The sequence below is a fragment of the Pseudomonas sp. HN8-3 genome (assembly GCF_020790195.1).
Classification (GTDB): Bacteria; Pseudomonadota; Gammaproteobacteria; order Pseudomonadales; family Pseudomonadaceae; genus Aquipseudomonas; species Aquipseudomonas synxantha_A.
Genome location: NZ_CP086206.1, coordinates 4314594 through 4339575, shown reverse-complemented (window position 1 = coordinate 4339575; position 24982 = coordinate 4314594). Strand labels below are relative to the sequence as shown.

21 protein-coding genes and 1 pseudogene are annotated in these 24982 nt (G+C 60.2%); 8 read left to right on the top strand and 14 right to left on the bottom strand.

Annotation, left to right across the window (positions count from 1 at the left end; translation table 11 throughout):
• Nucleotides 1–4: 4 nt before the first annotated feature.
• Nucleotides 5–1420 (bottom strand): cytochrome c oxidase accessory protein CcoG, encoded by a 1416-nt coding sequence (ccoG, locus tag LJX92_RS19230; RefSeq protein ID WP_032879961.1) that lies wholly within the window; start codon nt 1418–1420, stop codon nt 5–7.
• A gap of 569 nt (nt 1421–1989) precedes the next feature.
• On the opposite strand from ccoG, the gene LJX92_RS19225 reads away from it, so the two are divergent.
• Nucleotides 1990–2487 carry a hypothetical protein gene (locus tag LJX92_RS19225; RefSeq protein ID WP_228308822.1) on the top strand — a complete coding sequence of 166 codons (498 nt, stop codon included), beginning with the start codon at nt 1990–1992 and terminating at the stop codon, nt 2485–2487.
• 95 nt (nt 2488–2582) lie between these two features.
• On the opposite strand, the pseudogene LJX92_RS19220 reads toward LJX92_RS19225, so the two are convergent.
• The 9 genes and pseudogenes from LJX92_RS19220 to ccoN (LJX92_RS19180) all read right to left on the bottom strand — a co-directional run.
• Nucleotides 2583–2696: pseudogene (locus tag LJX92_RS19220) on the bottom strand (VapC toxin family PIN domain ribonuclease); the annotation flags it as partial.
• A gap of 65 nt (nt 2697–2761) precedes the next feature.
• A complete protein-coding gene (gene ccoP / locus LJX92_RS19215; RefSeq protein ID WP_005790276.1) occupies nt 2762–3739 on the bottom strand; it encodes a cytochrome-c oxidase, cbb3-type subunit III in 978 nt (325 codons plus the stop codon).
• Nucleotides 3736–3921: a CcoQ/FixQ family Cbb3-type cytochrome c oxidase assembly chaperone gene (locus tag LJX92_RS19210; RefSeq protein WP_005790274.1), complete on the bottom strand. Its 186-nt coding sequence runs from the start codon at nt 3919–3921 to the stop codon at nt 3736–3738. Before LJX92_RS19210 ends, ccoP (LJX92_RS19215) begins: the two co-directional genes overlap by 4 nt.
• Nucleotides 3922–3926: 5 nt before the next feature.
• Nucleotides 3927–4535, bottom strand: coding sequence for a cytochrome-c oxidase, cbb3-type subunit II (gene ccoO, locus LJX92_RS19205; RefSeq protein ID WP_003193167.1), 609 nt, complete (start codon nt 4533–4535; stop codon nt 3927–3929).
• The gene (gene ccoN, locus LJX92_RS19200) at nt 4535–5977 is read right to left on the bottom strand and encodes a cytochrome-c oxidase, cbb3-type subunit I (protein WP_078822029.1); all 1443 of its coding nucleotides are present in this window, start codon (nt 5975–5977) and stop codon (nt 4535–4537) included. Before ccoN (LJX92_RS19200) ends, ccoO (LJX92_RS19205) begins: the two co-directional genes overlap by 1 nt.
• Nucleotides 5978–6394: 417 nt before the next feature.
• On the bottom strand, nt 6395–7342 hold the full coding sequence (gene ccoP, locus LJX92_RS19195; protein WP_228308821.1) for a cytochrome-c oxidase, cbb3-type subunit III: 948 nt from the start codon (nt 7340–7342) through the stop codon (nt 6395–6397).
• Nucleotides 7339–7539, bottom strand: a complete 201-nt coding sequence (locus tag LJX92_RS19190; RefSeq protein WP_032879966.1) for a CcoQ/FixQ family Cbb3-type cytochrome c oxidase assembly chaperone — start codon at nt 7537–7539, stop codon at nt 7339–7341. Before LJX92_RS19190 ends, ccoP (LJX92_RS19195) begins: the two co-directional genes overlap by 4 nt.
• 3 nt (nt 7540–7542) lie before the next feature.
• On the bottom strand, nt 7543–8151 hold the full coding sequence (gene ccoO / locus LJX92_RS19185; RefSeq protein WP_228308820.1) for a cytochrome-c oxidase, cbb3-type subunit II: 609 nt from the start codon (nt 8149–8151) through the stop codon (nt 7543–7545).
• A 10-nt stretch (nt 8152–8161) separates the two neighbouring features.
• Nucleotides 8162–9586 carry a cytochrome-c oxidase, cbb3-type subunit I gene (gene ccoN, locus LJX92_RS19180; protein ID WP_005790268.1) on the bottom strand — a complete coding sequence of 475 codons (1425 nt, stop codon included), beginning with the start codon at nt 9584–9586 and terminating at the stop codon, nt 8162–8164.
• Between the two features lie 79 nt (nt 9587–9665).
• Between ccoN (LJX92_RS19180) and LJX92_RS19175 the strand changes: the two genes are divergently transcribed.
• A complete protein-coding gene (locus LJX92_RS19175; RefSeq protein ID WP_032879967.1) occupies nt 9666–10358 on the top strand; it encodes an alpha/beta family hydrolase in 693 nt (230 codons plus the stop codon).
• Between the two features lie 102 nt (nt 10359–10460).
• Here the strand turns inward: LJX92_RS19175 and LJX92_RS19170 are convergent, their stop codons facing one another.
• On the bottom strand, nt 10461–12026 hold the full coding sequence (locus LJX92_RS19170) for a methyl-accepting chemotaxis protein (protein WP_032879969.1): 1566 nt from the start codon (nt 12024–12026) through the stop codon (nt 10461–10463).
• 151 nt (nt 12027–12177) lie between these two features.
• A complete protein-coding gene (locus LJX92_RS19165; protein WP_078822027.1) occupies nt 12178–12969 on the bottom strand; it encodes a CPBP family intramembrane glutamic endopeptidase in 792 nt (263 codons plus the stop codon).
• 421 nt (nt 12970–13390) lie between these two features.
• On the opposite strand from LJX92_RS19165, the gene LJX92_RS19160 reads away from it, so the two are divergent.
• Nucleotides 13391–14251, top strand: a complete 861-nt coding sequence (locus LJX92_RS19160; RefSeq protein WP_228308819.1) for a DMT family transporter — start codon at nt 13391–13393, stop codon at nt 14249–14251.
• A gap of 88 nt (nt 14252–14339) precedes the next feature.
• Here LJX92_RS19160 and LJX92_RS19155 read toward each other — a convergent pair whose 3' ends face one another.
• Nucleotides 14340–15224 (bottom strand): DMT family transporter, encoded by an 885-nt coding sequence (locus tag LJX92_RS19155; RefSeq protein ID WP_032879973.1) that lies wholly within the window; start codon nt 15222–15224, stop codon nt 14340–14342.
• 153 nt (nt 15225–15377) lie between these two features.
• On the opposite strand from LJX92_RS19155, the gene aceK reads away from it, so the two are divergent.
• From aceK to LJX92_RS19130, 5 genes are all read left to right on the top strand, one after another.
• Nucleotides 15378–17087 carry a bifunctional isocitrate dehydrogenase kinase/phosphatase gene (aceK, locus tag LJX92_RS19150; protein WP_078822025.1) on the top strand — a complete coding sequence of 570 codons (1710 nt, stop codon included), beginning with the start codon at nt 15378–15380 and terminating at the stop codon, nt 17085–17087.
• A 178-nt stretch (nt 17088–17265) separates the two neighbouring features.
• Nucleotides 17266–21177 (top strand): ATP-dependent RNA helicase HrpA, encoded by a 3912-nt coding sequence (gene hrpA / locus LJX92_RS19145; RefSeq protein ID WP_228308818.1) that lies wholly within the window; start codon nt 17266–17268, stop codon nt 21175–21177.
• 252 nt (nt 21178–21429) lie between these two features.
• A complete protein-coding gene (locus LJX92_RS19140; protein ID WP_005790250.1) occupies nt 21430–22551 on the top strand; it encodes a beta-ketoacyl-ACP synthase III in 1122 nt (373 codons plus the stop codon).
• 123 nt (nt 22552–22674) lie between these two features.
• On the top strand, nt 22675–23289 hold the full coding sequence (locus LJX92_RS19135) for an RNA polymerase sigma factor (RefSeq protein WP_228308817.1): 615 nt from the start codon (nt 22675–22677) through the stop codon (nt 23287–23289).
• Nucleotides 23283–23516: a zf-HC2 domain-containing protein gene (locus LJX92_RS19130; protein WP_032879977.1), complete on the top strand. Its 234-nt coding sequence runs from the start codon at nt 23283–23285 to the stop codon at nt 23514–23516. Before LJX92_RS19135 ends, LJX92_RS19130 begins: the two co-directional genes overlap by 7 nt.
• A gap of 35 nt (nt 23517–23551) precedes the next feature.
• Here the strand turns inward: LJX92_RS19130 and LJX92_RS19125 are convergent, their stop codons facing one another.
• Nucleotides 23552–24874, bottom strand: coding sequence for a putative porin (locus LJX92_RS19125; protein ID WP_005790244.1), 1323 nt, complete (start codon nt 24872–24874; stop codon nt 23552–23554).
• Between the last annotated feature and the right edge of the window lie 108 nt (nt 24875–24982).

Sequence of the window (24982 nt, the reverse complement as noted above, 5' to 3'; positions counted from 1 at the left end):
CTGTTTAACGAACTTGTGGGCCGATGAATCGGCTCTTGGCTTCAATATGAACGCTGGTGTCATCGGCATCTTTGAGGATGAAAGTCACCTCGTTGGTGCTCGACGGCAGTTGCTCCGGCGCACTCGACAACTCCACCGGCATACTGACGATATCGCCGGCGGCCACCTTGATTTCGCGTCGCCCCTGCAACTTGAGGTCCGGCAGGCCGGCGGCGTCGAGCACGTAGGTGTGGTCGTGCTGGTCCTTGTTCATGATCTTCAGGCTGTAGACGTTTTCGATGCGCCCTTCGGCGTTTTCCCGGTACAGCACGCGGTCCTTGCTGACATCGAAACCCACCAGCGAGCGCATGAAGAATGCGCCGACCAGCAAGCCGATCATGGTCAGCAGCACCAGCGCATAGCCGATCAGCCGTGGGCGTAACTTATGGGTCTTCTGACCGGACAGATTGTGCTCGGTGGTATAGCTGATCAGGCCGCGTGGGTAGTCCATCTTGTCCATGATGTTATCGCAGGCATCGATACAGGCGGCGCAGCCGATGCACTCGATTTGCAGGCCGTCGCGGATATCGATGCCGGTCGGGCACACCTGCACGCACATGGTGCAATCGATGCAGTCTCCCAGGCCCTGGGCCTTGTAGTCGACGCCCTTTTTACGCGGGCCGCGCACTTCGCCACGGCGCGGGTCATAGGAAACGATCAGGGTGTCTTTGTCGAACATTACGCTCTGGAAGCGCGCGTAAGGGCACATGTAGATACACACCTGCTCGCGCAGCCAGCCGGCGTTGCCGTAGGTGGCGAGGGTGAAGAAGCCGACCCAGAAATACGACCAGCCGTCGGCCTGGCCGGTGAAGAAATCGAACACCAGCTCGCGGATCGGCGAAAAGTAGCCGACGAAGGTCATGCCGGTGGCGAAACCGATCAACAGCCACAGCGTGTGTTTGCTGAACTTGCGCAGGAACTTGTTGGCGCCCATGGGCGCCTTGTCCAGCTTGATGCGCTGGTTGCGGTCGCCTTCGGTGACCTTTTCGCACCACATGAAGATCCACGTCCACACGCTTTGCGGGCAGGTATAACCGCACCACACCCGTCCGGCGTACACGGTGATAAAGAACAGGCCAAAGGCCGCAACAATGAGAATGCCCGAGAGCAGGATGAAATCCTGGGGCCAGAAGGTGGCGCCAAAAATGAAGAACTTACGCTCCGGCAGGTTCCACCACACCGCCTGGTGGCCGCCCCAGTTCAGCCACACGGTGCCGAAGTAAAGCAGGAACAGGCCGGCGCCACCGAGCATGCGCAAATTGCGGAACAGGCCGGTGAAGGCACGGGTATAGATTTTCTCTCGCGAGGCGTAGAGGTCGACGCTATTGCTCGCGTTTTTGGCAGGCGGGGTAACGTCATGTACCGGTATCTGGTTGCTCATCATTGCATCCCACGGCGGTGGAGATTTGCCTCGGCCAGTACGTGCCAGCCAGGGTCAAATGGGGGGTGTTGCAGTGGCCTAATGATACGCCCCCGATGTTGTGCAAAGGGTGCGACCTTTGGTCGCGTTGGGAGAAATCAAATGATGGTGTACGTGACCTGGATCAATTGACTTGTGAAGTATGGACGGTTTTGGTGGGTGTGCCGGTCATTCGTCCCTCGGGTCAATCAGTGGCGCGCCGCTGGGCCAGAAGTCGCTGATGTGGCGTGAGCAGGGTGAGTCACGGAAAAGCGCAGATTCAAGTTTGGCGATATTTTTATATTGCCGTGTCAGGCTGGCTCGGCTGTTTTATAGCCATGGCATAAGCTGTAAATATATAGGCAAGCATCAAGTGCGATTGGTTGTTTACTACTTGCTGCGCATGAAGTTTTCACTGGTGGCCAGTCGCCAAGTATGTATGCATGCATTTACATGTTTTTGCTCTGCGGATTGAACTGTCTGGTAAGTGGTATTCACTAATGGGTGTGTGGTTTTTTTTGCTGGTCTTATCTATTTTTTCGAGGTGTTAGATGATAAGTGATAATGTTTTTAATGCTTCAGATTTCGAGGTTTTTAATCTGCGCTCTATCTTGGGTCTGCCACCTTCAGATCATGCTGTACCCGCGGGCGCGATGACGTTGCGTAGTTTTGCCGTTCAACCATCCTTTTCTGGCAATCGAGTGCCTGATGACTCGAAGGTGATAGAGGGCGAGGTGGTGGAACGACTGCTGCAAAATTTCAACGTGTTTGAAGATCCAGGTTCTCCAGGACGCATTACGGTTGGGAGTTTGGTTGAAGTGCTTTGCGGGTTTAAGCCTGAGGTGTCGGAAAGGAACGTCGAGTTGGTTAAGATGATTTTTCTAATGCCCGGACTTTTGAATAAGCTTTGTAGTGCCCATGGTGTTGATAAAGTAGGTGCTCCCTCATCGGAGGGCAGTATTGATAAGTTTGATTTGGAACGGCTGGATAATTTTCATGCGCCGTTGCGTAATCGCCGACGGGAATTTAATAAGATGTTTAAGTATTAATCTCAGCGACCAGAGCGAATGATCTGTTGCAGTTGGGGGACTTTGTCTGGATCAATTGACTTGTGAAGTACGGACGGTTTTTGCTCGCAAGACGGTCATTCGCCCCATGGATTGATCAGCGCAACGCCGCTGGACTTGAAGTCGCTGACGTTGCGTGTGACCACGGTAAGCCCATGAACCAGAGCGGTTGCGGCAATCGACGAGTCACTCGCAAGCCAGAAACAAAATAGCCCCGCCAGTTTTCGCTGGGCGGGGCTTTTTTGTGTGCGAGGATTTATTGCTCTTCTGCCTTCTTATCCCCATGGGACAGGCTGTACACGTACGCCGCCAGCAAGTGCACTTTGTCATTGCCTTGCAGCAACTCCTGCGCTGGCATCTGACCTTGGCGGCCATAACGAATGGTCTGTTGCAATTGCGCGAAGCTTGAGCCGTAGATGAATGCGCCCGGGTGCGTCAGGTCGGGGGCGCCCATGGCTGGCGTGCCTTTACCGGCCGGGCCGTGGCACGCCACGCAGTTGGCGGCGAAGAGTTTCTCGCCGTTGGCTACATCTGCCTTGGCGCCTTCGGGCAGCTTGCGGCCATCGAGGTTGGTCACCACAAAGCCTGCTACGTCAGCCACGCCTTGCTCGCCGATGACTTCGGCCCAGCCTGGCATTACTGCGTGGCGGCCTTGCATGATGGTTTGCTTGATGGTCTCCGGCTCGCCGCCCCAGCGCCAGTCAGCGTCGGTCAGGTTAGGGAAACCGTAGGCGCCCTTGGCGTCGGAGCCGTGGCACACCGAGCAGTTGGAGGCAAACAGCCGGCCGCCCATCTTCAGGGCTTGCGGGTCCTTGGCCACCTCTTCAATGGGCATCGATGCGAATTTGGCGAAGATCGGCCCGAACTTGGCTTCCGATCTGGCCATTTCCTTTTCCCATTCGTGCACGCCGGTCCAGCCGGTCTGGCCGTTGGCAAAGGCGGTTTGCTTGTCGTTGTCCAGGTAGTTATAGCCCGGCAGCAGGCCCTTCCAGTTACCCAGGCCGGGGTAGAGCACCAGGTAGCCGAGGGCGAAGACGATGGTGCCGACAAACAGCATGAACCACCATTTGGGCAGTGGGTTGTCGTACTCCTCGATGCCATCGAAGGAGTGGCCGACGGTCTCGTCCGTCTGCTCGGTGCGCTGGCCCTTGCGGGTCGACAGCAGCAGCCAGGTCAGGGCGAAGATGGTACCCAGACTGAGGACTGTGACGTACAGACTCCAGAACGTAGTCATTCTTTGTTACTCCTAGAAGCTTGCTCGACGTGCTTGATGGCTTCGGGATCATCTGCAAAGGGCAGCATGGTCGCGTCGTCAAACTCCGACTTGCGCCGCGGGCTGAACACCCACAGCGCCAGGCCGACAAAGGCCACCATCACCACAACGGTGCCCAGGCCACGAATCATCCCGATATCCATGTAGGTCACCGTTTGCTTTTGATGATGGTGCCAAGGCCCTGCAGGTAGGCCACCAGTGCGTCCATTTCGGTCTTGCCCTTCACAGCGGCCGCTGCACCGGCGATGTCTTCGTCGGTGTAGGGCACGCCCAGGGTGCGCAAGACTTCCATCTTCTTCGCGGTGTCCTTGCCGTCGAGCTTGTTTTCCACGAGGAACGGGTACGCCGGCATTTTCGACTCCGGCACCACGTTACGCGGGTTGTACAAGTGCGCACGCTGCCAGTCATCGGAGTAACGCCCGCCGACCCGGGCCAGGTCCGGGCCGGTGCGCTTGGAACCCCACAGGAACGGGTGGTCCCACACGCTTTCACCGGCGACCGAATAGTGGCCGTAGCGTTCGGTTTCGGCGCGGAACGGGCGGATCATCTGCGAGTGGCAGCCCACGCAACCGTTGGCGATGTAGACGTCGCGGCCTTCCAGTTCAAGGGCGGTACGCGGCTTCATGCCTTCGACCGGCTTGTTGGTCACGTCCTGGAAAAACAGCGGCACGATCTGGGTCAGGCCGCCGATACTCACGGCGATGACCATGAAGAAGGCCAGCAGGCCGATATTCTTCTCGACTACTTCATGCTTCATCAGTGGGCTCCCACAACGGCGATCTTGGCGGCGGCTTCGGCTTGCGCCGGGTCGGAGGCACGTACGGTGCGCCAGACGTTGTAGGCCATCAACAACATGCCGCTGGCAAAGAATGCACCGCCCAGGGCACGCACGATAAAGCCCGGGTGGCTGGCTTGCAGCGCTTCGACGAAGGAGTAGGTGAGGGTGCCGTCATCATTGATCGCACGCCACATCAGGCCCTGGGTGATGCCGTTGACCCACATCGAAGCGATGTAGAGCACGGTGCCGATGGTCGCCAGCCAGAAGTGCGCATTGATCAGCCCGACGCTGTGCATCTGAGCGCGGCCGAACAGTTTGGGGATCATGTGGTACAGCGCGCCGATGGAGATCATCGCTACCCAGCCCAGTGCGCCGGCATGTACGTGGCCGATGGTCCAGTCGGTGTAGTGGGACAGCGAGTTGACGGTCTTGATCGCCATCATCGGCCCTTCAAAGGTCGACATGCCGTAGAACGCCAGCGACACCACCAGAAAGCGCAGGATCGGGTCGGTGCGCAGCTTATGCCAGGCGCCCGACAGGGTCATCATGCCGTTGATCATGCCGCCCCAGCTTGGTGCCAGCAGGATGATCGACATCGCCATGCCCAGGGACTGTGCCCAATCCGGCAAGGCGGTGTAGTGCAGGTGGTGGGGGCCGGCCCAGATGTACAGGGTGATCAGCGCCCAGAAGTGCACGATGGACAGGCGATAGGAGTAGATCGGGCGCTCGGCCTGCTTGGGCACGAAGTAATACATCATCCCCAGGAAGCCGGTGGTGAGGAAAAAGCCTACGGCGTTGTGGCCGTACCACCATTGAATCATCGCGTCCGTCGCGCCAGAGTAGGCCGAGTAGGACTTGAACAGGCTGACCGGCAAGGACGCGTGGTTGACGATGTGCAGCATCGCCGTGACCAGGATGAACGCCCCGTAGAACCAGTTGCCCACATAAATGTGCTTGGTCTTGCGCTTGACGATGGTGCCGAAGAACACCACCGCGTAGGTCACCCAGACGATGGCGAGCAGAATCGCGATCGGCCATTCCAGCTCGGCGTATTCCTTGGTGGTGGTGTAGCCCAGCGGCAGGCTGATGATGGCGCCGACGATAACCGCCTGCCAGCCCCAGAAAGTGAACGCGGCCAGGCTATCCGAGATCAATCGCGTCTGGCAGGTGCGTTGCACCACGTAGTAGGAGGTGGCAAACAGTGCACAGCCACCGAAGGCGAAGATCACCAGGTTGGTGTGCAGCGGGCGCAAACGACCGAAGGTCGTCCAGGGCAGGTCGAAATTCAATTGCGGCCAGACCAGTTGCGAGGCGATGAACACCCCGAGCCCCATGCCAAGGATCCCCCAGACCACCGTCATGATGGCGAACTGGCGGACTACCTTATAGTTATAAGCAGTCGGACTGATTGCTGTGCTCATTCTAAGGTTCCACGGTTTAGGTTTTTTTATAGGTAAAATCGGTCGCAAGTATGTAGAAAGCGAGGGGCCATTGCAACGCAATGGCTGACCTGTATCAATGCGTTCCACGCCAGATTCTGCGCCCTTTCCATGTTTGGCGTAAGGATTAAATCCGAAATAGAAAGCTGATCAAGTGGACAGGAATTTTAGGGGGCGCAACGGATACCGTCGCCTACGCCAGAATTGCTCCACTGTGGGAACAAGCGTAGACCCGAATGGGAGGGGGGGAAAGTTGGGTGTTGCGAGGGTGCGACACTTGGTCGCGACTTATGCCTGTGGCGAGGGAGCTTGCTCCCGCTGGGCTGCGCAGCGGCCCCAAAATCTTGGGAGCGCTTCGCACTCCAGCGGGAGCAAGCTCCCTCGCCACAGGTAGAGCTTTTACTGCGGTTGGCTGTCTGGCGTTGCACCATCAGCATTATGGGACAGGCTATACACGTACGCCGCCAGCAGATGCACCTTGTCATTACCCTGCAGCACTTCCTGGGCCGGCATCTGGCCCTGGCGACCATGGCGGATGGTCTGCTGCAACTGCGCCAGGCTGGTGCCGTAGATAAACCCGCTTGGTTCGGTCAGGTTCGGCGCGCCCATGGCTTCCACGCCGTGGCCTTGTGGGCCATGGCAAGCCACGCAGGTGGTGCTGAATGCGGCTTGGCCCGCGGCCAGGTCAGCGGTGTTGTCCGCCGGCAAGGGCAGCTTGGCCAGGTCGTGGCGCACATAGGCGGCGACGTTTTTCACCCCGTCCTCGCCCAGCACTTCACCCCAGGCCGGCATGGCCGCGTGGCGACCGGCCATGATGGTAGCCTTGATCGCTTCGGCCGAACCACCCCAGCGCCAGTTGCTGTCTGCCAGGTTCGGGAAGCCATAGGCGCCCTTGGCATCCGAGCCGTGGCACACCGCGCAGTTGGAGGCGAACAGGCGACCGCCCATCTTCAACGCTTGTGGGTCCTTGGCGACTTCTTCCACGGGCATCGCCGCGAACTTGGCGAAGATCGGCCCGAACCTGGCGTCGGCCTTGGCCATTTCCTTGTCCCATTCCTTGGTCTGGGTCCAGCCATCTTCATAGCCCGGCAGCACGCCTTTCCAGTTGCCCAGGCCCGGGTAGAGAATCAGGTAGCCGACGGCAAATATCAGCGTGCCGGCGAACAGCATGAACCACCACTGAGGCAGCGGGTTGTCGTACTCCTCGATACCGTCGAAGGCGTGGCCCATGGTCTGGTCGACGCTGCCCTTGGTTTCGCCCTTGCGGGTGCCGACCAACAGCCAGGTCAGGCCAATCAGGCTGCCGAGGGTCAATACGCAGATCCATGTACTCCAAAAAGTAGTCATGGCCGAGTGCTCCTTGTTACTGGCTCTGCTTGAGCGTCGGTTGGGGAGGGCTCATCGGCAAACGGCAGCATGGTCGCATCGTCAAACTCCGACTTGCGCCGTGGGCTGAACACCCACAGCGACAGGCCGATAAAGGCGATGGCGACCACCAGCGTGCCGAGGCCGCGGATGGTGCCCGCATCGAATTCAAATCCCATGGCTCACCTCTTGCTCTTGATGGCAGTGCCGAGCACTTGCAAGTAGGAAACCAGCGCGTCCATCTCGGTCTTGCCCTTGAGGTTGGCGACCGCGCCGTTGATGTCGTCGTCGGTGTACGGCACGCCGAGGGTGCGCATCACTTTCAATTTGGTCTCGGTGTGGCTGCTGTCCACGGCGGCGGTGACCAACCACGGATAGGCCGGCATTTTCGACTCCGGCACCACGTTGCGCGGGTTGTACAAGTGCGCGCGGTGCCAGTCGTCCGAGTAGCGCGCGCCGACGCGGGCCAGGTCCGGCCCGGTGCGCTTGGAGCCCCACAGAAACGGGTGGTCCCACACGCTTTCGCCGGCCACCGAGTAGTGACCGTAGCGCTCGGTCTCGGCGCGGAACGGGCGGATCATCTGCGAGTGGCACTGCACGCAGCCTTCGCGGATGTAGATGTCGCGGCCCTCCAGCTGCAGCGCGGTGTAGGGCTTCATGCCTTCCACCGGCTTGTTGGTCACGTCCTGGAAGAACAGCGGGACGATCTGGGTCAGGCCGCCGATGCTCACGGCGAGCACCATCAGCAGCATCAGCAGGCCGACGTTTTTTTCAATCGTTTCGTGTTTCATCATCGACTCCTCAGGCCATCTGCGCTGCGGCGCTGATTTCGGCTGGCTGCGCCGAACGCACGGTGCGCCACGTGTTGTAAGCCATCAGCAACATGCCGGTGAGGAAGATCGCACCGCCCACCAGCCGCACGATGAAGCCAGGGTGGCTGGCCACCAGGGTTTCGACGAAGGAGTAGGTCAAGGTGCCGTCTTCGTTGACCGCACGCCACATCAGGCCCTGGGCGATGCCATTGACCCACATCGAGGCGATGTAGAGCACGGTACCGATGGTGGCCAGCCAGAAGTGCGCGTTGATCAGGCCGAGGCTGTACATCTGCTCGCGACCGAAGACTTTCGGGATCATGTGGTACAGCGCGCCGATGGAGATCATCGCCACCCAGCCCAGCGCCCCGGCGTGTACGTGGCCGATGGTCCAGTCGGTGTAGTGGGAGAGGGCGTTGACGGTCTTGATCGCCATCATCGGACCTTCGAAGGTCGACATGCCGTAGAAGGCCAGGGACACAACGAGGAAGCGCAGGATCGGGTCGCTGCGCAACTTATGCCAGGCACCCGAGAGGGTCATCATGCCGTTGATCATGCCGCCCCAGCTTGGCGCCAGCAGCACCAGTGACATCACCATGCCCAGGGACTGCGCCCAGTCCGGCAAGGCGGTGTAGTGCAAGTGGTGAGGGCCGGCCCAGATGTACAGGGTGATCAGCGCCCAGAAGTGCACGATCGACAAGCGATAGGAATACACCGGACGCTCGGCCTGCTTGGGTACGAAGTAGTACATCATCCCCAGGAAGCCTGCGGTGAGGAAAAAGCCTACCGCGTTGTGCCCATACCACCATTGCACCATGGCATCCGTCGCACCGCCGTACAGCGAGTAGGACTTGGTCAGGCTGACCGGGATTTCCAGGTTATTGACGATATGCAGGATGGCCACGGTGATAATGAACGCACCGAAGAACCAGTTACCGACGTAGATGTGCTTGGTCTTGCGCTTCATGATCGTGCCGAAGAACACGATGGCATAGGCGACCCAGACGATGGTGATCAGGATATCGATCGGCCATTCCAGCTCGGCGTATTCCTTGGAACTGGTGTAGCCCAGCGGCAGGCTGATTGCGGCCAGCAAAATTACCAGCTGCCAGCCCCAGAAGCAGAACGCAGCCACTTTTGGTGCGAACAGCTGAGTCTGGCAGGTGCGTTGTACCGAGTAGAAGGAGCTGGCGAACAGCGCGCAGCCACCGAAGGCGAAAATCACCGCATTGGTGTGCAACGGGCGCAGGCGGCCGAAGCTGGTCCAGGGTAAATCGAAGTTGAGCGCAGGCCAAACCAATTGGGCGGCGAGAAAAACCCCGAGCCCCATGCCGACGATGCCCCACACCACCGTCATAATGGCGAATTGGCGGACCACCTTGTAGTTATAGGCGGTACTTAAAGTAGTGTTCATGGTTCCCCATCCACGGTTCAACCCAAGCAAGTGCGGCACTTGGGCTGGAGTTATAGGCAGACTAAAAAGCGAGGCAAGCATGGGCAAAGAGCACAAGGCCAGTATTGACGGGGATCAATGGGCGCAGTGTGTGCGCGAACGCGGCTGGCTGTGGGATGTCGCCACGGGCACGGCTTCGGGCGAGCCGGTCACGCTGATTCTGGCCCACGGCGCCGGGGCACCGATGGACTCGGCGTTCATGAACGACATGGCGGCACGCCTTGCCGGGCATGGCGTGAACGTGGTGCGCTTCGAGTTCCCGTACATGGCCCAGCGCCGTATGGATGGCGGCAAGCGCCCGCCGAATCCGGCGCCGAAACTGCTGGAGTGCTGGCGCGAGGTGTATGGCGAGGTGCGACGTCATGTCGCTGGGAAACTGGCAGTTGGCGGCAAGTCCATGGGTGGGCGGATGGCCAGTTTACTGGCCGATGAACTGGGCGCCGATGGGTTGGTGTGCCTGGGCTATCCGTTCTATGCGGTGGGCAAGCCAGAGAAACCCCGGGTGGAGCACTTGGCTGCGCTTACGACGCCAACGTTGATTGTGCAGGGCGAGCGTGATGCCTTGGGCAATCGGGCAGCGGTGCAGGATTATGAGTTGTCAGAGAGTATTGAAGTGATGTGGTTGGTGGCGGGCGATCATGACTTGAAGCCGTTGAAGGCTTCGGGGTTCAGCCATGAGCAGCACTTGGAGGCGGCGGCGGTGCAGGTGGCTGAGTTTCTCAGGGCCTGTTAGGGCCCTATCGGGGGCAAGCCAGCTCCCACATTGGACTGGGTTCACCTATTTCTATCGGTGAATACCGTCCAGTGTGGGAGCTGGCTTGCCTGCGATAGCGGTTTATCGGTTAAAACGCTCCACCAGCGAGTACTGGGTATTGGCGGTATGCGTCAACTCCTCACTCAACTGCGCCGAGTTCATCGCCTGCTCTGAAGTTTGATCTGCCAACAGCGCGATGGTGCTGATATTGCGGCTGATCTCCTCGGCCACGGCGCTTTGCTCTTCGGTAGCAGCGGCAATCTGGGTGGTCATGTCGGTGATATTGGCCACCGCCTCACTGATGCCCACCAACGCCTGATCCGCTTCCATCACCCGCGCTACACCCTCTTCAGCCTGGCGATGCCCGGCGTCCATGGTTTGCACAGCCGCAGCCGCCGTGTGTTGCAGCTTGGCGATCAGGGTATGGATCTGCCCGGTGGATTCGGCCGTACGCTGCGCCAGTTGGCGCACTTCATCGGCGACCACCGCAAATCCACGGCCCATCTCACCGGCACGCGCGGCTTCGATAGCGGCATTGAGCGCCAGCAGGTTGGTCTGGTCGGCGATGCCTTTGATCACATCGACCACACCGCCGATTTCATCGCTGTCCTTGGCCAGTTGGGTGACGGTCACGCCCGTCTCGCCCACGGCCACCGACAGTCGCTGGATCGCCTCGCGGGTTTCCCCGGCGATATCGCGGCCGCGACCGGTCAGGCGGTTGGCTTCCTGGGTGGCATCGGCGGTGCGCTGCACATGGCTGGCGACTTCCTGGGTGGTCGCGGCCATCTGGTTGACGGCGGTGGCTACCTGTTCGGTTTCCACGCGCTGACGTTCCAGGCCGCTGGAGCTGCTGTGCGCCAGGGTGTTGGACTGCGCCGCTTGGTCGTTGAGGTGCTCGGCGGTGTCCTGCAGACGGGTCAGGCAGGTCTTCAGGCGCGCTTCCTGGCTGAGGATCGACATTTCCAGTCGGGCCTGGGCGCCACGGCTGTCGGTGTACATCTGCGCGATCAACGGATCGGAGGTGGTCTGCTCGGCCAGCCGCAGCAAGCGCTTGAGGCCGCGCTGCTGCCAGCTCAGGCCCAGCAGGCCCAACGGCACCGACAGCGCTGCCGCCAGGGCAAAGCCCCACTGGGAGGTGAGGGTGGCGCCGATCATGAAGCTCAGTTGGCTGACCAGGATAAACGGCAGCCAGTCCTGTAGCACCGGCAGCCATTTGTCGCGCTGGGGGATGGCCGACTTGCCCTGGTTGATGCGTTGATAGAGCGCCTCGGCCCGGCGGATCTGCTCGGCGGTGGGCTTGATGCGCACCGATTCGTAGCCGATCACCTGGTTGCCGTCGAACACCGGAGTCACATAGGCGTTAACCCAGTAATGGTCACCGGTCTTGCAGCGATTCTTGACAATGCCCATCCATGGCAAGCCTTGTTTGAGCGTGGACCACATGTGCGCGAACACGGCCGAGGGCACATCCGGGTGGCGCACCAGGTTGTGCGGGGCACGGATCAGTTCGTCGCGGGTGAACCCACTGATTTCGACAAACGCGTCGTTGCAGTAGGTAATGACACCCTTGGCATCTGTGGTGGAGATCAACCGTTGCTGAGCGGGGAAGGTACGTTCGCGCTGGGTAACGGGTTGGTTATTACGCATGATTGTTCAATCCGCAAGGCTTTCAGGGGGTATCGGCCATGGCGGGCATTTATTTAACTTATTTTTGCAACAATTCTGGGAGCAGTGGGCTGGCTGTGGTGAGGGAGCAAGCTCCCTCGCCACAACAACTCGCTCCTACAGCAAGAAAGGCTCAGCCGGCCAGCATCGGGTAGGTGAACAGCCCGAAGTGCAGCAGATTCAAGCCAAAGTGCGTGGCAATCGCTGCGCCGAGCCCGCCAAAGCGATACGCCAGGCCGTAACCGACCCCGGCAATACTCGCCAGCATTACCCATTGCCAACCCGCACCAAAATGCGCCAGGCCGAATAACAGCGAAGCCAGCAGCAGCGCGAGGTTCTCGCCGTAGGGCAGGTGTTTGAAACGCTGGCTCAGGCCGCCCTGAACATAGCCACGAAACAGCGCTTCTTCCACCAGCGTCACCAGCAGCAGGTTATTGAGTACCCACAGCCATGCCTGGTCCGGCCATTTGGGGGCCCAACTGATCATCCCCATCAGGGCCGCGCCACCCAGGGCTGCGATGGCGGTCAGGGTCAGTGCCAAAGCGGTGACGCAGATCGACAGGCGCAATGAGCGTCGCGCCACAATCCATGGGCACGCCAGCAACAGCCAGAAGCCGATCAGGGGTTTGTCCTGGTTCAGGTACATCGAGAAGGGCACTGAGTCCGGGGTAAAACGCTGGGGTGCAATACCTCGGCCATTGTAGAAACCCGGCAGCCAGTGCATCGCCAGCCCCAGGGCCAGGACGATAAACAAGCCGTGGCCCAGGTAGCGTGCCCAAGGAGTGCGTTGCTGGCGTACGGCGTAGCCGGCCACCAGCAACAGCGCCACTGACACCGCCGCCAGTATGCCCAGTTGGCCGTAGATCAAGGCCGTGACATAGCCAATGCAAAGTAGTGTGAGGTACAGCCAGGGCAGAGCAATCATGTGAAATCCTTAACAAAAACCGGGCGGCATTATAGCGAGTGGTCTGGTTCGAGGGCATGAAAACGCCTCCACGTACGAGGCAAGGGGGAAAGGATTGCAAAGTATGTTTGCGGCTGGTTATAGTCGTCGCGTCTTTCTCCCTTCAAAAAGATCAGCACATGCCAGCTTCCCAGCGCATAGCGGTAGTCGATTCAGCGGTCAACGCTGTGGTCGTGCCGTGCGGCGCAAAGCAGCCTGCGCAGATCAGTCACTACCCCCCACCTGTCAGTAGCACGCCGGTGTACGCAGTCGTATCACCGCCGGGCGTTGGCATTTCGGGCTGATCAGCTGTTTGCTGTTCCCCTGTGCCTGCCTGAAAAAAACCTACTGAAATTCAGTCCTTACTGAATCGGCTTTTTTGCCTGATAACAGGTGGTAACTCATGTCTGTTCTTTCGAAACAATCCGTGGCCGCGGCGGCCTCGACGAGCTTGTTTGTCTTGCTGTGGAGCAGCGGGGCGATCTTCTCCAAGTTGGGCCTGGCCCATGCTTCGCCCTTTGCCTTTCTGCTGATCCGCTTTGCCATCGCCCTGATGGGGTTGGTGGTGCTGGTGCCGATCCTCAAGTTGAAGCTGCCACGTCCCGGCAAGCCCATGCTGTATGCGGCGGCGACGGGCCTGGTGTTGTTGGGGGCCTACCAGATTTTCTATCTGCTGGCCCTGGACCTCAAAGTCACCCCCGGGGTGATGGCGACCATCATGGGCGTCCAGCCGATCCTCACCGTGGTGCTGATGGAGCGTCAGCGCTCGTTACGCCGGCTGTTCGGCCTGGGGTTGGGCCTGGCCGGGTTGATCATGGTGGTGTACCAGGGCATCGGGCTGGCGGGCATGTCCCTGGCCGGGATGCTGTTCGGGCTGCTGGCGCTGGCGAGCATGACGTTTGGCTCGATCATGCAAAAGCGCATCACCGACAACCCCTTGGGCACGTTGCCGTTGCAATACCTGGCCGGGATGCTGTTGTGTGCGGTGTTCGTGCCGTTCCAGCCCTTCCATTTCGAGCACAGTTGGGGCTTTTACCTGCCGGTGCTGTGGATGGGATTGGTGGTGTCAGTGCTGGCGACGCTGTTGCTGTATCGGCTGATCGCCCGCGGCAACCTGGTGAATGTCACCAGCCTGTTCTACCTGGTGCCGGCGGTGACCGCGGTGATGGACTACCTGATCTTCGGCAATCGCCTGGCGCTGTTAAGCGTGCTGGGAATGGCGTTGATCATCGTCGGCTTGGTGTTTGTATTCCGTAAAAACTAAAACCTATCCCTATAGGAGCAAGCTTGCTGTGGCGAGCAAGCTTGCTTGCGCTGGGGGGCGAAGCACCCCCAGGAGCAGGGGGACGCTCCTATAGTTTTTGCGGGCGCAGCACCAACCACAACGCCCCGGCAATCAGCACCCCGCCATACAGGTGAGCCATGGACAGCGGCTCATCCAGCAGCAACGCCCCCCACAGCACGCCGAACGGCGGAATCATAAAGGTCACGGTCATCGACTTGACCGGGCCAATGGATGACAGCAGGCGGAAGTACAAAATGTAGGCGAACGCCGTACACACCAGCCCCAGGCCCAGCAGCGACGCCCACACCTGCCAGCCGCCCCAGCTTGCCGGTGGATGGCTGATGGCGCTGTAGGCAAAGAGCGGCAAGAGAAACAAGGTAGCGCCGAGCATACTGCCCAAGGCCGACAGGCGACTGTCCAGCCCGCCGCGCTGATCCAGCCAGCGTCGTGCCAGGAAACCGGCAAACCCGTAGCAGGTGGTTGCCAGCAGGCACGCCAGCGCGCCCATCAACAATTGCAGATCAAAGGCCACCGGCCCCGCGCGCGTGAGCACGGCGACGCCAAACAGCCCCAAGGCAACCCCCGCTATTTTTGACGGTGTCAGACGCTCGCTGAAAAACAACCCGCCAATCAGCACGCCCATCAGCGGCGTGGTGGCGTTGAAAATCGCCGAATAACCCGCCGGCAGTACCTGCGCTGCCACTGAATACATGGTCGCCGGAATCCCGGAGTTGATCACCCCCAACAGCAAAACGGTCTTGAACTTGCCCTGGAAATCCCAGCTCACGCGCAGCATCGCCAGAATCACCAGCAACCCGGCGGCGGCGATCGACACGCGGAAAAACGCAGTCGGCACTGTGCCGATTTCCGGCGCTATGATGCGCATGAACAGGAAACTCGCGCCCCAGATGGCAGCCAGTCCCAGCAAGTAGAGGGTGTCAACAGGTCTCACGGAAAACTCCTACGCCAATCAGGCGGGGAGTGTTGCCCAGTGCTCAGGCCGACACAATCGCTAACTACGAAGGCCCCTTAAAAATCCTCCTTCTCCTGCCAGCGTTCACTGGCTAAGCTCTGAGCTTCCCGCTACCCGTTCGAGGTTTCCCGCATGTCGCAGCCCGCCCTCGCTATCGCCCGGATGATCCTCGACGGTTTCGACGATTACCGTGAGCACTTTCGCCAGATCACCGATGGGGCCCGCGAGCGTTTCGAGAAGGCCCAGTGGCAGCAAGGGCAGGCGGCGTCTGCGGCACGCATCAACCTGTATGAAGAGAAAGTTGCCGAGGTCACTGCCCGCCTGCGCGCCGGTTTCGAAGCGAGTGCGTTGCAGGACATCGAGCTGTGGCCCCTGGTGAAAAGCGCTTATATCGGCCTGATCGACCTGCGCTTTGACGATGAATTGTCCGAGACCTGGTACAACTCGATCTTCTGCGGCCTGTTCAGCCATGACCTGATCAGCGACGGCTGCATGTTCATCCACACCACCCGGCCGAGCCTGCGCCGGGCGCGGGCGGCGCAAACCCGGGTCTACACGCCGGCCGGTAAAATATCAGACATGCTGGCGCAGATTTTCTCTGACTACAGCTTCAGCGAGCCTTACGCCGACCTTCCTGCCGACCTGCGTCGCCTCGAAGCCCAGCTGCGGGAAAACCTGCCGGATTGGGTGTGCAAGGACCCGGACCTCAAGGTCGAGCTGTTTTCCTCCGTGCTCTACCGCAACAAAGGCGCCTATCTCGTGGGGCGCATTTATACCCGCGACGAACAGTGGCCGTTGGTCATCCCGTTGCTGCACCGCGAAGGGCGCGGCATCCAGATCGATGCGTTGATCACCGACGAAGCCGACGTGTCGATCATCTTTTCGTTCACCCGCTCCTATTTCATGGTCGACGTACCGGTGCCTGCCGAATTCATCGGTTTTCTCAAGCGCATCCTGCCGGGCAAGCACATTGCCGAGCTGTACACCTCCATTGGTTTCTACAAGCACGGCAAGTCCGAATTCTACCGCGCACTCATCAACCACCTGGCCACCACCGACGACCAGTTCATCATGGCCCCCGGCGTGCGCGGCATGGTCATGAGCGTGTTCACGCTGCCGGGATTCAACACCGTGTTCAAGATCATCAAGGACCGTTTTTCACCGTCGAAAAACGTCAACCGCGCCACGGTGATCGAGAAGTACCGGCTGGTTAAGAGTGTCGACCGGGTAGGGCGCATGGCTGACACCCAGGAATTCGCCGACTTTCGTTTCCCCTTGAGCAAGTTCGAGCCCGAGTGCCTGGCCGAGTTGCTGGAAGTCGCGGCCGGCACGGTCGAAGTGGAAGGCGACAGCGTGCTGATCCGCCACTGCTGGACCGAGCGGCGCATGACCCCGCTCAACCTCTACCTCGACAACGCCAACCCCGCCCAGGTGCGCGAAGCCCTGGAAGACTACGGCCTGGCAATCAAGCAACTGGCGGCGGCGAATATCTTCCCCGGCGACATGCTGCTGAAAAACTTCGGCGTCACCCGTCATGGCCGCGTGGTGTTCTACGACTACGATGAAATCTGCTTTCTGACCGAAGCCAACTTCCGCCATATTCCCGCACCGCGCACCCCCGAGGACGAAATGGCCTCAGAGCCCTGGTACTCCATCGGCCCGCTGGATGTGTTCCCCGAAGAATTCCCGCCGTTCCTGTTTGCCGACGCTGGCCAGCGCAAGTTGTTCGACGAGCTGCATGGCGAGCTGTACAACGCCGATTACTGGAAGGGCCTGCAGGACGCGATTCGCGCCGGCAAGGTTATCGACGTATTCCCCTATCGCCGAAAAGACCCGCTATAACGCTTTCTCTTGTGGGAGGGGGCTTGCTCCCGATGACGGTGAATCAGTCAACACCTTCATTGGCTGACCCACCTTCATCGGGAGCAAGCCCCCTCCCACATGTTTGACCTGCCAGATAAGTCGATTTTCTGCCACACTTGCCGGCCGCGCATAACATAGATGACCGTCGAAGTAGCTGATGACTGACCAAGCACCCACCATCGACCAACTGCTCAAAACCCTCGATCACGCCATGCTCGCCGACCGCCACCGCTTGCGCCGGCAGTTGCTTGAGCTGCGCAAGAAACCCGATGAGGACAAGCTGGCGCAGTGGGTGGCGCGGATGCAGGCATCCTGTGCCCAGGTCACGGCGCGGCGCGCCAGCCTGCCGGTGATTCGCTACGACGACAGCCTGCCGATTGCCGCCAAGCGCGATGAGATCAAGGACGCGCTGCTCAAACACCAGGTGTTGATCATTGCCGGCGAGACCGGCTCGGGCAAGACCACCCAGTTGCCGAAAATCTGCCTGGAAATCGGCCGCGGCCAGTACGGCCTGATCGGCCACACCCAGCCGCGCCGGATCGCAGCGCGCAGCGTCGCCAGCCGTGTCGCTGAAGAGCTGGCCACGCCATTGGGCGCCTTGGTCGGCTATCAGGTGCGTTTCGAAGACCAGAGTGATTCCAACACCCTGATCAAACTGATGACCGACGGCATCCTGCTGGCCGAAACCCAGAACGACCGTTATCTGGAACGCTACGACACGATCATCGTCGACGAGGCCCATGAACGCAGCCTGAACATCGACTTCCTGCTCGGCTACCTCAAGACCCTGCTGCCGCGTCGCCCTGACCTGAAAGTCATCATCACCTCGGCGACCATCGACCTGGAGCGCTTTTCCAAGCACTTCGACGATGCGCCGATTGTCGAGGTCTCGGGCCGTACTTTCCCGGTGGACACCTGGTATCGCCCACTGACCCTGGAACAGGACGAAGAGGGCAACCGCGTCGAGGATGACTTGACCGTCGACCAGGCGATCCTCGCCACCCTCGATGAAATCGCCGCCTATGAGCGCAGCGAGCGACGCAGCCCCGGCGATGTGCTGGTGTTTCTGCCCGGAGAGCGCGAGATTCGTGATGCCGCCGACATGCTGCGCAAGGCCCAGCTCAAGCACACCGAGATTTTGCCGTTGTACGCACGGCTGTCACCGGCCGAGCAACAGCGCATTTTCCAATCCCACCCAGGCCGGCGCGTGGTACTGGCGACCAACGTTGCGGAAACCTCGCTGACGGTGCCGGGCATTCGCTATGTGATCGACAGCGGCACGGCGCGCATCAGCCGCTACAGCTACCGCGCCAAGGTGCAGCGCCTGCCGATCGAGGCGATCTCCCAGGCCAGCGCCAACCAGCGTAAAGGCCGTTGCGGCCGGGTTGAGCCGGGCATTTGCGTGCGCCTGTACAGCGAAGAAGATTTTATCGGGCGCCCGGAATTCACCGACCCGGAAATCCTGCGTACCAACCTCGCCGCCGTAATCCTGCAGATGCTGCACCTGCGCCTGGGCGAAATCACCGATTTCCCGTTTATCGAACCGCCGGATGGCAAGGCGATCAGCGACGGTTTCAACCTGCTGCAGGAACTCTCGGCGGTGGACCGTAACAGCCAACTCACGCCGTTGGGCCGCCAGCTTGCACGCTTGCCGGTGGACCCGCGCATGGGCCGCATGTTGCTCGAAGCGGCCAAGCTGGGCAGCTTGCAGGAAGTGTTGATCGTGGCCAGCGCCATGTCTATCCAGGACCCGCGCGAGCGGCCACCGGAGCGTCAACAAGCCGCCGACCAGGCCCACGCTCAGTGGAAAGATCCGGATTCGGACTTCGCCGGGCTGGTCAACCTGTGGCGTGGCTTTGAAGAGCAGCGCCAGGAACTGACCGCCAGCCCGCTGCGCAACTGGTGTCGCAAGAACTTCCTCAACTACCTGCGCCTGCGCGAGTGGCGCGACTCCCATCGCCAGTTGAGCCTGATCTGCCGCGACATGCAGCTGAACATCAATAAAGAGCCTGCGGACTTCCCCAAACTGCACAAGGCGGTGCTGTCCGGCCTGCTCAGCCAGATCGGCCAGAAGACCGAAGACGGCGATTACCTCGGTGCGCGGCAGCGGCGTTTCTGGATCCACCCCTCGTCCGGTATCGGCAAGAAGCGCCCGCAATGGCTGATGACCGCCGAACTGGTGGAAACCACCAAGCTCTATGCGCGCATGGTGGCGAAGATCGATGCCGACTGGATCGAGCCGCTGGCCGGGCACCTGATCAAGAAAAACCACTTCGAACCCCATTGGGAGAAGAAGCGCGGCCAGGTGGTGGCGTTTGAGCAGATCACCCTGTTCGGGCTGATTGTGGTCGGGCGCCGGCCGGTGCATTACGGGCCGATTGACCCGGTGGTGTCTCGCGAGTTGTTTATTCGTGAGGGCCTGGTGCGCGGTGAGATTCAATCCCGTGCCAAGTGCCTGGCGGCCAACCAGCTATTGCTGGAGCAGCTCGACGAACTGGAGGCAAAGGCACGCCGCCGCGACATCCTCGCCGACGAAGAAACCCTCTACGCGTTCTACGATGCGCGCCTGCCAGCGGAGATTCACCAGACCGCCACGTTCGACAGCTGGTACAAGGTCAACAGCCAGAAAGACCCGCAACTGCTGATCATGCGCGAAGAAGATGTGCTGGCCCGCGAGGCCAGTGAGGTTACCGCTGCGCATTATCCGGACACCTTGCACCTGGGTGACCTGGCGTTGGCCTTGAGCTACCACTTCGAACCCAACCACCCTCGCGATGGCGTCACCCTGCGTGTACCTGCGCCGTTGCTGCCGGCGTTGCCGGCCGAGCGCCTGGAGTGGCTGGTGCCGGGCGTGATCGAAGCCAAATGCATCGCGTTGGTACGCAACCTGCCCAAGGCATTGCGCAAGAACTTCGTGCCGGTGCCGGACTTCGTCAAGGCGGCGCTGCAACGCATCGAATTCGGCCAGGGCTCGCTGCCCCAGGCGCTGGGGCGCGAGTTGCTGCGCATGACCGGTGCGCGGGTCAGCGATGAAGCCTGGGCTGAAGCGGCGCAGCAGGTAGAAAGCCACCTGAAGATGAACCTGGAAGTGGTCGACGGCCAAGGCAAGTTCCTTGGCGAAGGTCGCGACCTGGCCGAACTGACCGCACGTTTTGCAGAGGCCAGCCAGGCCGCGTTGGCCGTACCGCAAACCGCGAAAAGCCAACAGCCGGTAGAAGCCAAGGTGTTCGCGGCGGTGGCTGAAAAGACCCAGCAAAACATCGCCGGCCTGTCGATGACGGTGTACCCGGCGCTGGTGGAAGAGAACGGCACGGTCAAGGAAGGGCGTTTCTCCACCGCCGCCGAAGCCGAGTTCCAGCATCGCCGCGCGTTGCAGCGCCTGCTGATGCAACAACTGGCGGAACCGGCGAAATTCCTGCGCGGCAAATTGCCGGGCCTGACCGAGCTGGGCTTGATGTACCGCGAACTGGGGCGTATCGACGCGTTGGTGGAAGACATTCTGCTGGCCAGCCTCGACACCTGTGTACTTGAGGGCGAAGAAAGCCTGCCGCGTGATGGCGCGGGCCTGGCTGCCCTGGCCGAGCGCAAGCGTGGCGGTTGGACCGAACACGCCGAGCGCCTGGCACGCCTGACCCTGGAGGTGCTGAAACTCTGGCACGGCCTGCAAAAGCGCTTCAAAGGCAAGATCGACCTGGCCCAGGCGGTGGCCTTGAATGATATCAAGCAGCAACTTAGCAACCTGGTGTACCCAGGTTTTGTGCGCGAAACCCCGGCGCAATGGTTCAAGGAGCTGCCGCGCTATCTCAAGGCTATTGAACTGCGCCTGGAAAAACTGCCGAGCCAGGTGCAAAAGGACCGCGTGTGGAGCAGCGAATTGGGCGGCCTGTGGACGCAATACCAGAACCGCTTGAACAAACACGCCCAGGAAGGCAAGCGTGACCCACAGTTGGAGCTGTACCGCTGGTGGCTGGAGGAATACCGGGTGTCGTTGTTTGCCCAGCAGTTGGGCACCAAGGTACCGATTTCCGATAAACGCTTGAGCAAGCAGTGGAGCCAGGTAGAGCCCTGAACCTTTCCCGGTTTCCCGATCCGGGCAGGGCCAAATGTGGGAGGGAGCAAGTCGAATCGTCGCACCGCCCCTCCCGCATTCAAGGTGTTTGTCTGGCCTATAGCGCCAAATCTCCAGGGTTGTGGCAAACTTCGCGGTTACAAGATTGAATAAAGCGTCGCCAGTTTGATGCCTGCTGGACGGAATCAAACGACTTTAAGTTTGGTACGACGGTACCAATATCTTCTGCCTGACAGATTTAGAGGAACGACCGTGCATAACGTCGTCATCAGCGGCACTGGCCTGTACACCCCGGCCAACAGCATCTCCAACGAAGAGCTGGTGCAGTCTTTCAATGCCTATGTGCAACAGTTCAACGCAGACAACGCCGCCGCCATCGAGCGTGGCGAGGTGCAGGCGCTGACGGAGTCGAGCGCGGCATTCATCGAAAAGGCATCCGGCATCAAGAGCCGTTTTGTGATGGACAAGGACGGCATCCTCGATCCGCAGCGCATGGCGCCACGCCTGCCCGAGCGTAGCAACGACGAATGGTCGGTGCTCTGCCAGATGGCGGTCGGTGCCGCCGAACAAGCCCTGCAACGCGCCGGCAAGACCGCCGCCGACATTGATGGCGTGATCGTTGCCTGTTCCAACCTGCAACGTGCCTACCCGGCGATTGCCATTGAAGTCCAGGAAGCCTTGGGTATCCAGGGCTTCGGTTTTGACATGAACGTGGCGTGTTCTTCGGCCACCTTCGGCATCCAGAACGCGGCCAACAGCATCCAGTTGGGCCAGGCCCGGGCGATCCTGATGGTCAACCCGGAAGTCTGCACCGGCCACCTGAACTTCCGCGATCGCGACAGCCACTTCATCTTCGGTGACGCCGCCACTGCGGTGATCCTGGAACGCGCTGACCTGGCGACGTCCGAGCACCAGTTCGATGTGGTGAGTACAAAGCTGCTGACCAAGTTCTCCAACAACATCCGCAACAATTTCGGCTTCCTCAATCGCACGGCGGAAGAAGGTGTCGGTGCCCCCGACAAGCTGTTCGTGCAGGAAGGCCGCAAGGTGTTTCGCGATGTCTGCCCGATGGTGGCCGAATTGATCGGCGCGCACCTGGCGGAAAATCAGTTGAGTGTGACCGATGTGAAGCGCTTCTGGCTGCACCAGGCCAACCTGAGCATGAACCACCTGATCGTGAAAAAGCTGCTGGGGCGCGACGCGTCGGTGGAAGAAGCGCCAGTGATCCTCGATACTTACGCCAATACCAGCTCGGCCGGCTCGGTGATTGCGTTTCACACTTACCAGGATGACTTGCCCAAGGGCTCGGTTGCCGTACTCAGCTCCTTTGGCGCCGGGTATTCGATTGGCAGTGTGATCCTGCGCAAACGCTGATTGTGTGGGGGCTGGCTTGCGTGCGATGGCATCACTGTGGTGTGACTGATACACCGAGGTGTCTGCATCGCAGGCAAGCCAGCTCCCACAGGACCGGGTGTGCACTTTTAAATAGAGGTTTGAATGGCAGCAGCGGACGACGCGCACCTGCTTGAACGCCTGCTCAAGGGTGAGCAGCGGGCCTACAAGGAATTGGTCACCACTTACCAGAGCGCAATGCGGGCGGTGGCCTACGCCATCGTCGGTCAGCGCCACGCCGACGAAATCGTGCAAGACGCCTGGGTTTCGGTCGTACGCAACCTGGCCAGATTCCAAGGGCGATCGAGCCTCAAGACATGGTTATTGACCATTACCGCCAACGCCGCCAAGGGACGTTACAAACAGAATCGTCGGGAAGTGCTACTCGACGATTTGCCTTCGCCCCACGGCACCATTGGTGATGATCGCTTCAGCCCGGATGATGGCCATTGGGCTGTCGCCCCGTATGCCTGGCACCAGGACACCCCTGAAGCGCTGCTGACCGAAGATGAACTGCGCAAATGCCTGGAGCATACGATTCTGAGTTTGTCCGAACTGCAAAGCAGCGTGCTGGTGTTGCGTGAACGCCAGGGTCTGGAACTGGAGGAAATCTGTAATCTTCTGAGCCTTTCGCTCTCCAACGTTCGTGTGCTCCTGCATCGAGCACGGCTTAAAGTCTTTGCTACGGTGGAGCATTTTGAGGAGACGGGCGAATGTTGACCTGTAAAGAGCAAGTAGCGCGCTCCAGTGACTATCTGGATGGTCAATTGACCTTCCGTGAACGTCTGATGGTGCGTCATCACTTGATGTTCTGCCCGAACTGCCGACGGTTTATCCGGCAGATGCGCCTGTTGCAGGCGACGCTCAAGCGTATGCCGCAGGAGCCGGTGGACGGTGCTGATGCGCTGGCTGAACAGATGGCAGCCGAGCGCCGTAAGGATATGTAAGAGCGAGCTCACCAAGCTCGCTCCTACAGTAACGGTTAGAACTTGGCTTCAGCATCCAGTTGCAGGGTGTTGGTGTTGGCATCCCGCTGGGTACGGCTGGCGTAGTCCGCCTTGGTCAGGAAGTAGGTGGCGCCCAGGGCGAAGTTCTTGTCGATGTCGTAGCTGACCTTCATCTTGTGGCCGCGCGAACCGGTGGTACCGTTGGCGAAGTCCGAATCGGTGAACGCGCCTACGACGGCATTACGCTGAACATCGCGGTAGTTGTAGTCCAGGTTGAAACCGAACACCTTGGACTTGGCACCCAGCAACCACGCGGTGTCCTGGTCGGTCACGGCATCATTGTTTTTCACGTATTGGCCGTAGAACGACAGTGGCACTGCCAGGCCGCCGATGTCTGCCTGGGCAAAACCTTCGTACAGGCGGAACTCGTTGTTGGCCGAGTTGCCGTTGACCGCCAACGCGCAAGGTGTGGTAGTGGTTGTGCAGCGGCTGTCCTCGTCATTTTTGTAGGCGTAGACGCTGCCGCCCAGGGTCATTTTCAGGTTGTCGGTGACCGAGAAACGCGTACCCAACTGGCCGGACGTCAGGCGCAGGTCGTGGCGGAACTGCACGCCGTCGCCGTCGACGTTGTCCTTGAGGTTGTAGTTACCCAGGCTGCCGAACAGTTCGGCGCTGCTGCCCAGTGGGTATTTGTAGGTGACGGCCAGGCCTTCAGGGTTGATATCGCTATCCCAGATCACGTCGCCCATGTTTACCCAAGGCTGAAGCATCTTGCCGCCGATCACGTGCAGGTTCTTGATCTGGTCCGGGTGGTAGTCGATGTAACCGAGGTCCAGCCAGATCGATTTTTTATCGAAGTAGCCGTCCTGATCCTGGTTGGTAGAACGCGCATCGTCACCACCGCCGGTGGCGATACGGATACCGGTGTCCACCTGCGGGTTGATTTCGGTGTAGGCACCCAGGCGGGCGCGGATACGTTGACGGTCTTTGTCACGCCCACCGTTGTTGGGTTCGCCATCGATCTTGATGGTTTCCTGGCGGAAGCGTACATCACCCTTGAATTGAGTCTTGGCGGCCCAGGCCAGCTTTTGGTCGAAGCTGCTCAGCTCGTTGGTTTTTTTCGCAGTGGCTGCGATCTGCTCGTTGGTCTCTTGCTGAGCTTGGCGTGCGATCTGCTGTTCTTTCTGGTCCTTGGCCAGTTCCGCTTGCAGTTCTGTGTACTGCGACGCGGTGATCTGGCCGTTGGCCTTGAGCATGTCGAGCAATTTAGCGTCGACTGCAGCGCTGGCCGGTACGCTCAGGGCCAGCAACAGGCCGCCACACAGGAGCGCCGCAGTTTTAGTGGAAGCAAGACGCATATCAATCTCCGAAAGTGAGGAGGGATGGCAAACCATCCAGGACACAACCGACCCATGACGGACGGAAAAAATGTCGCCCGGTAGATCCGGACGCTCTAAAAACTGGCG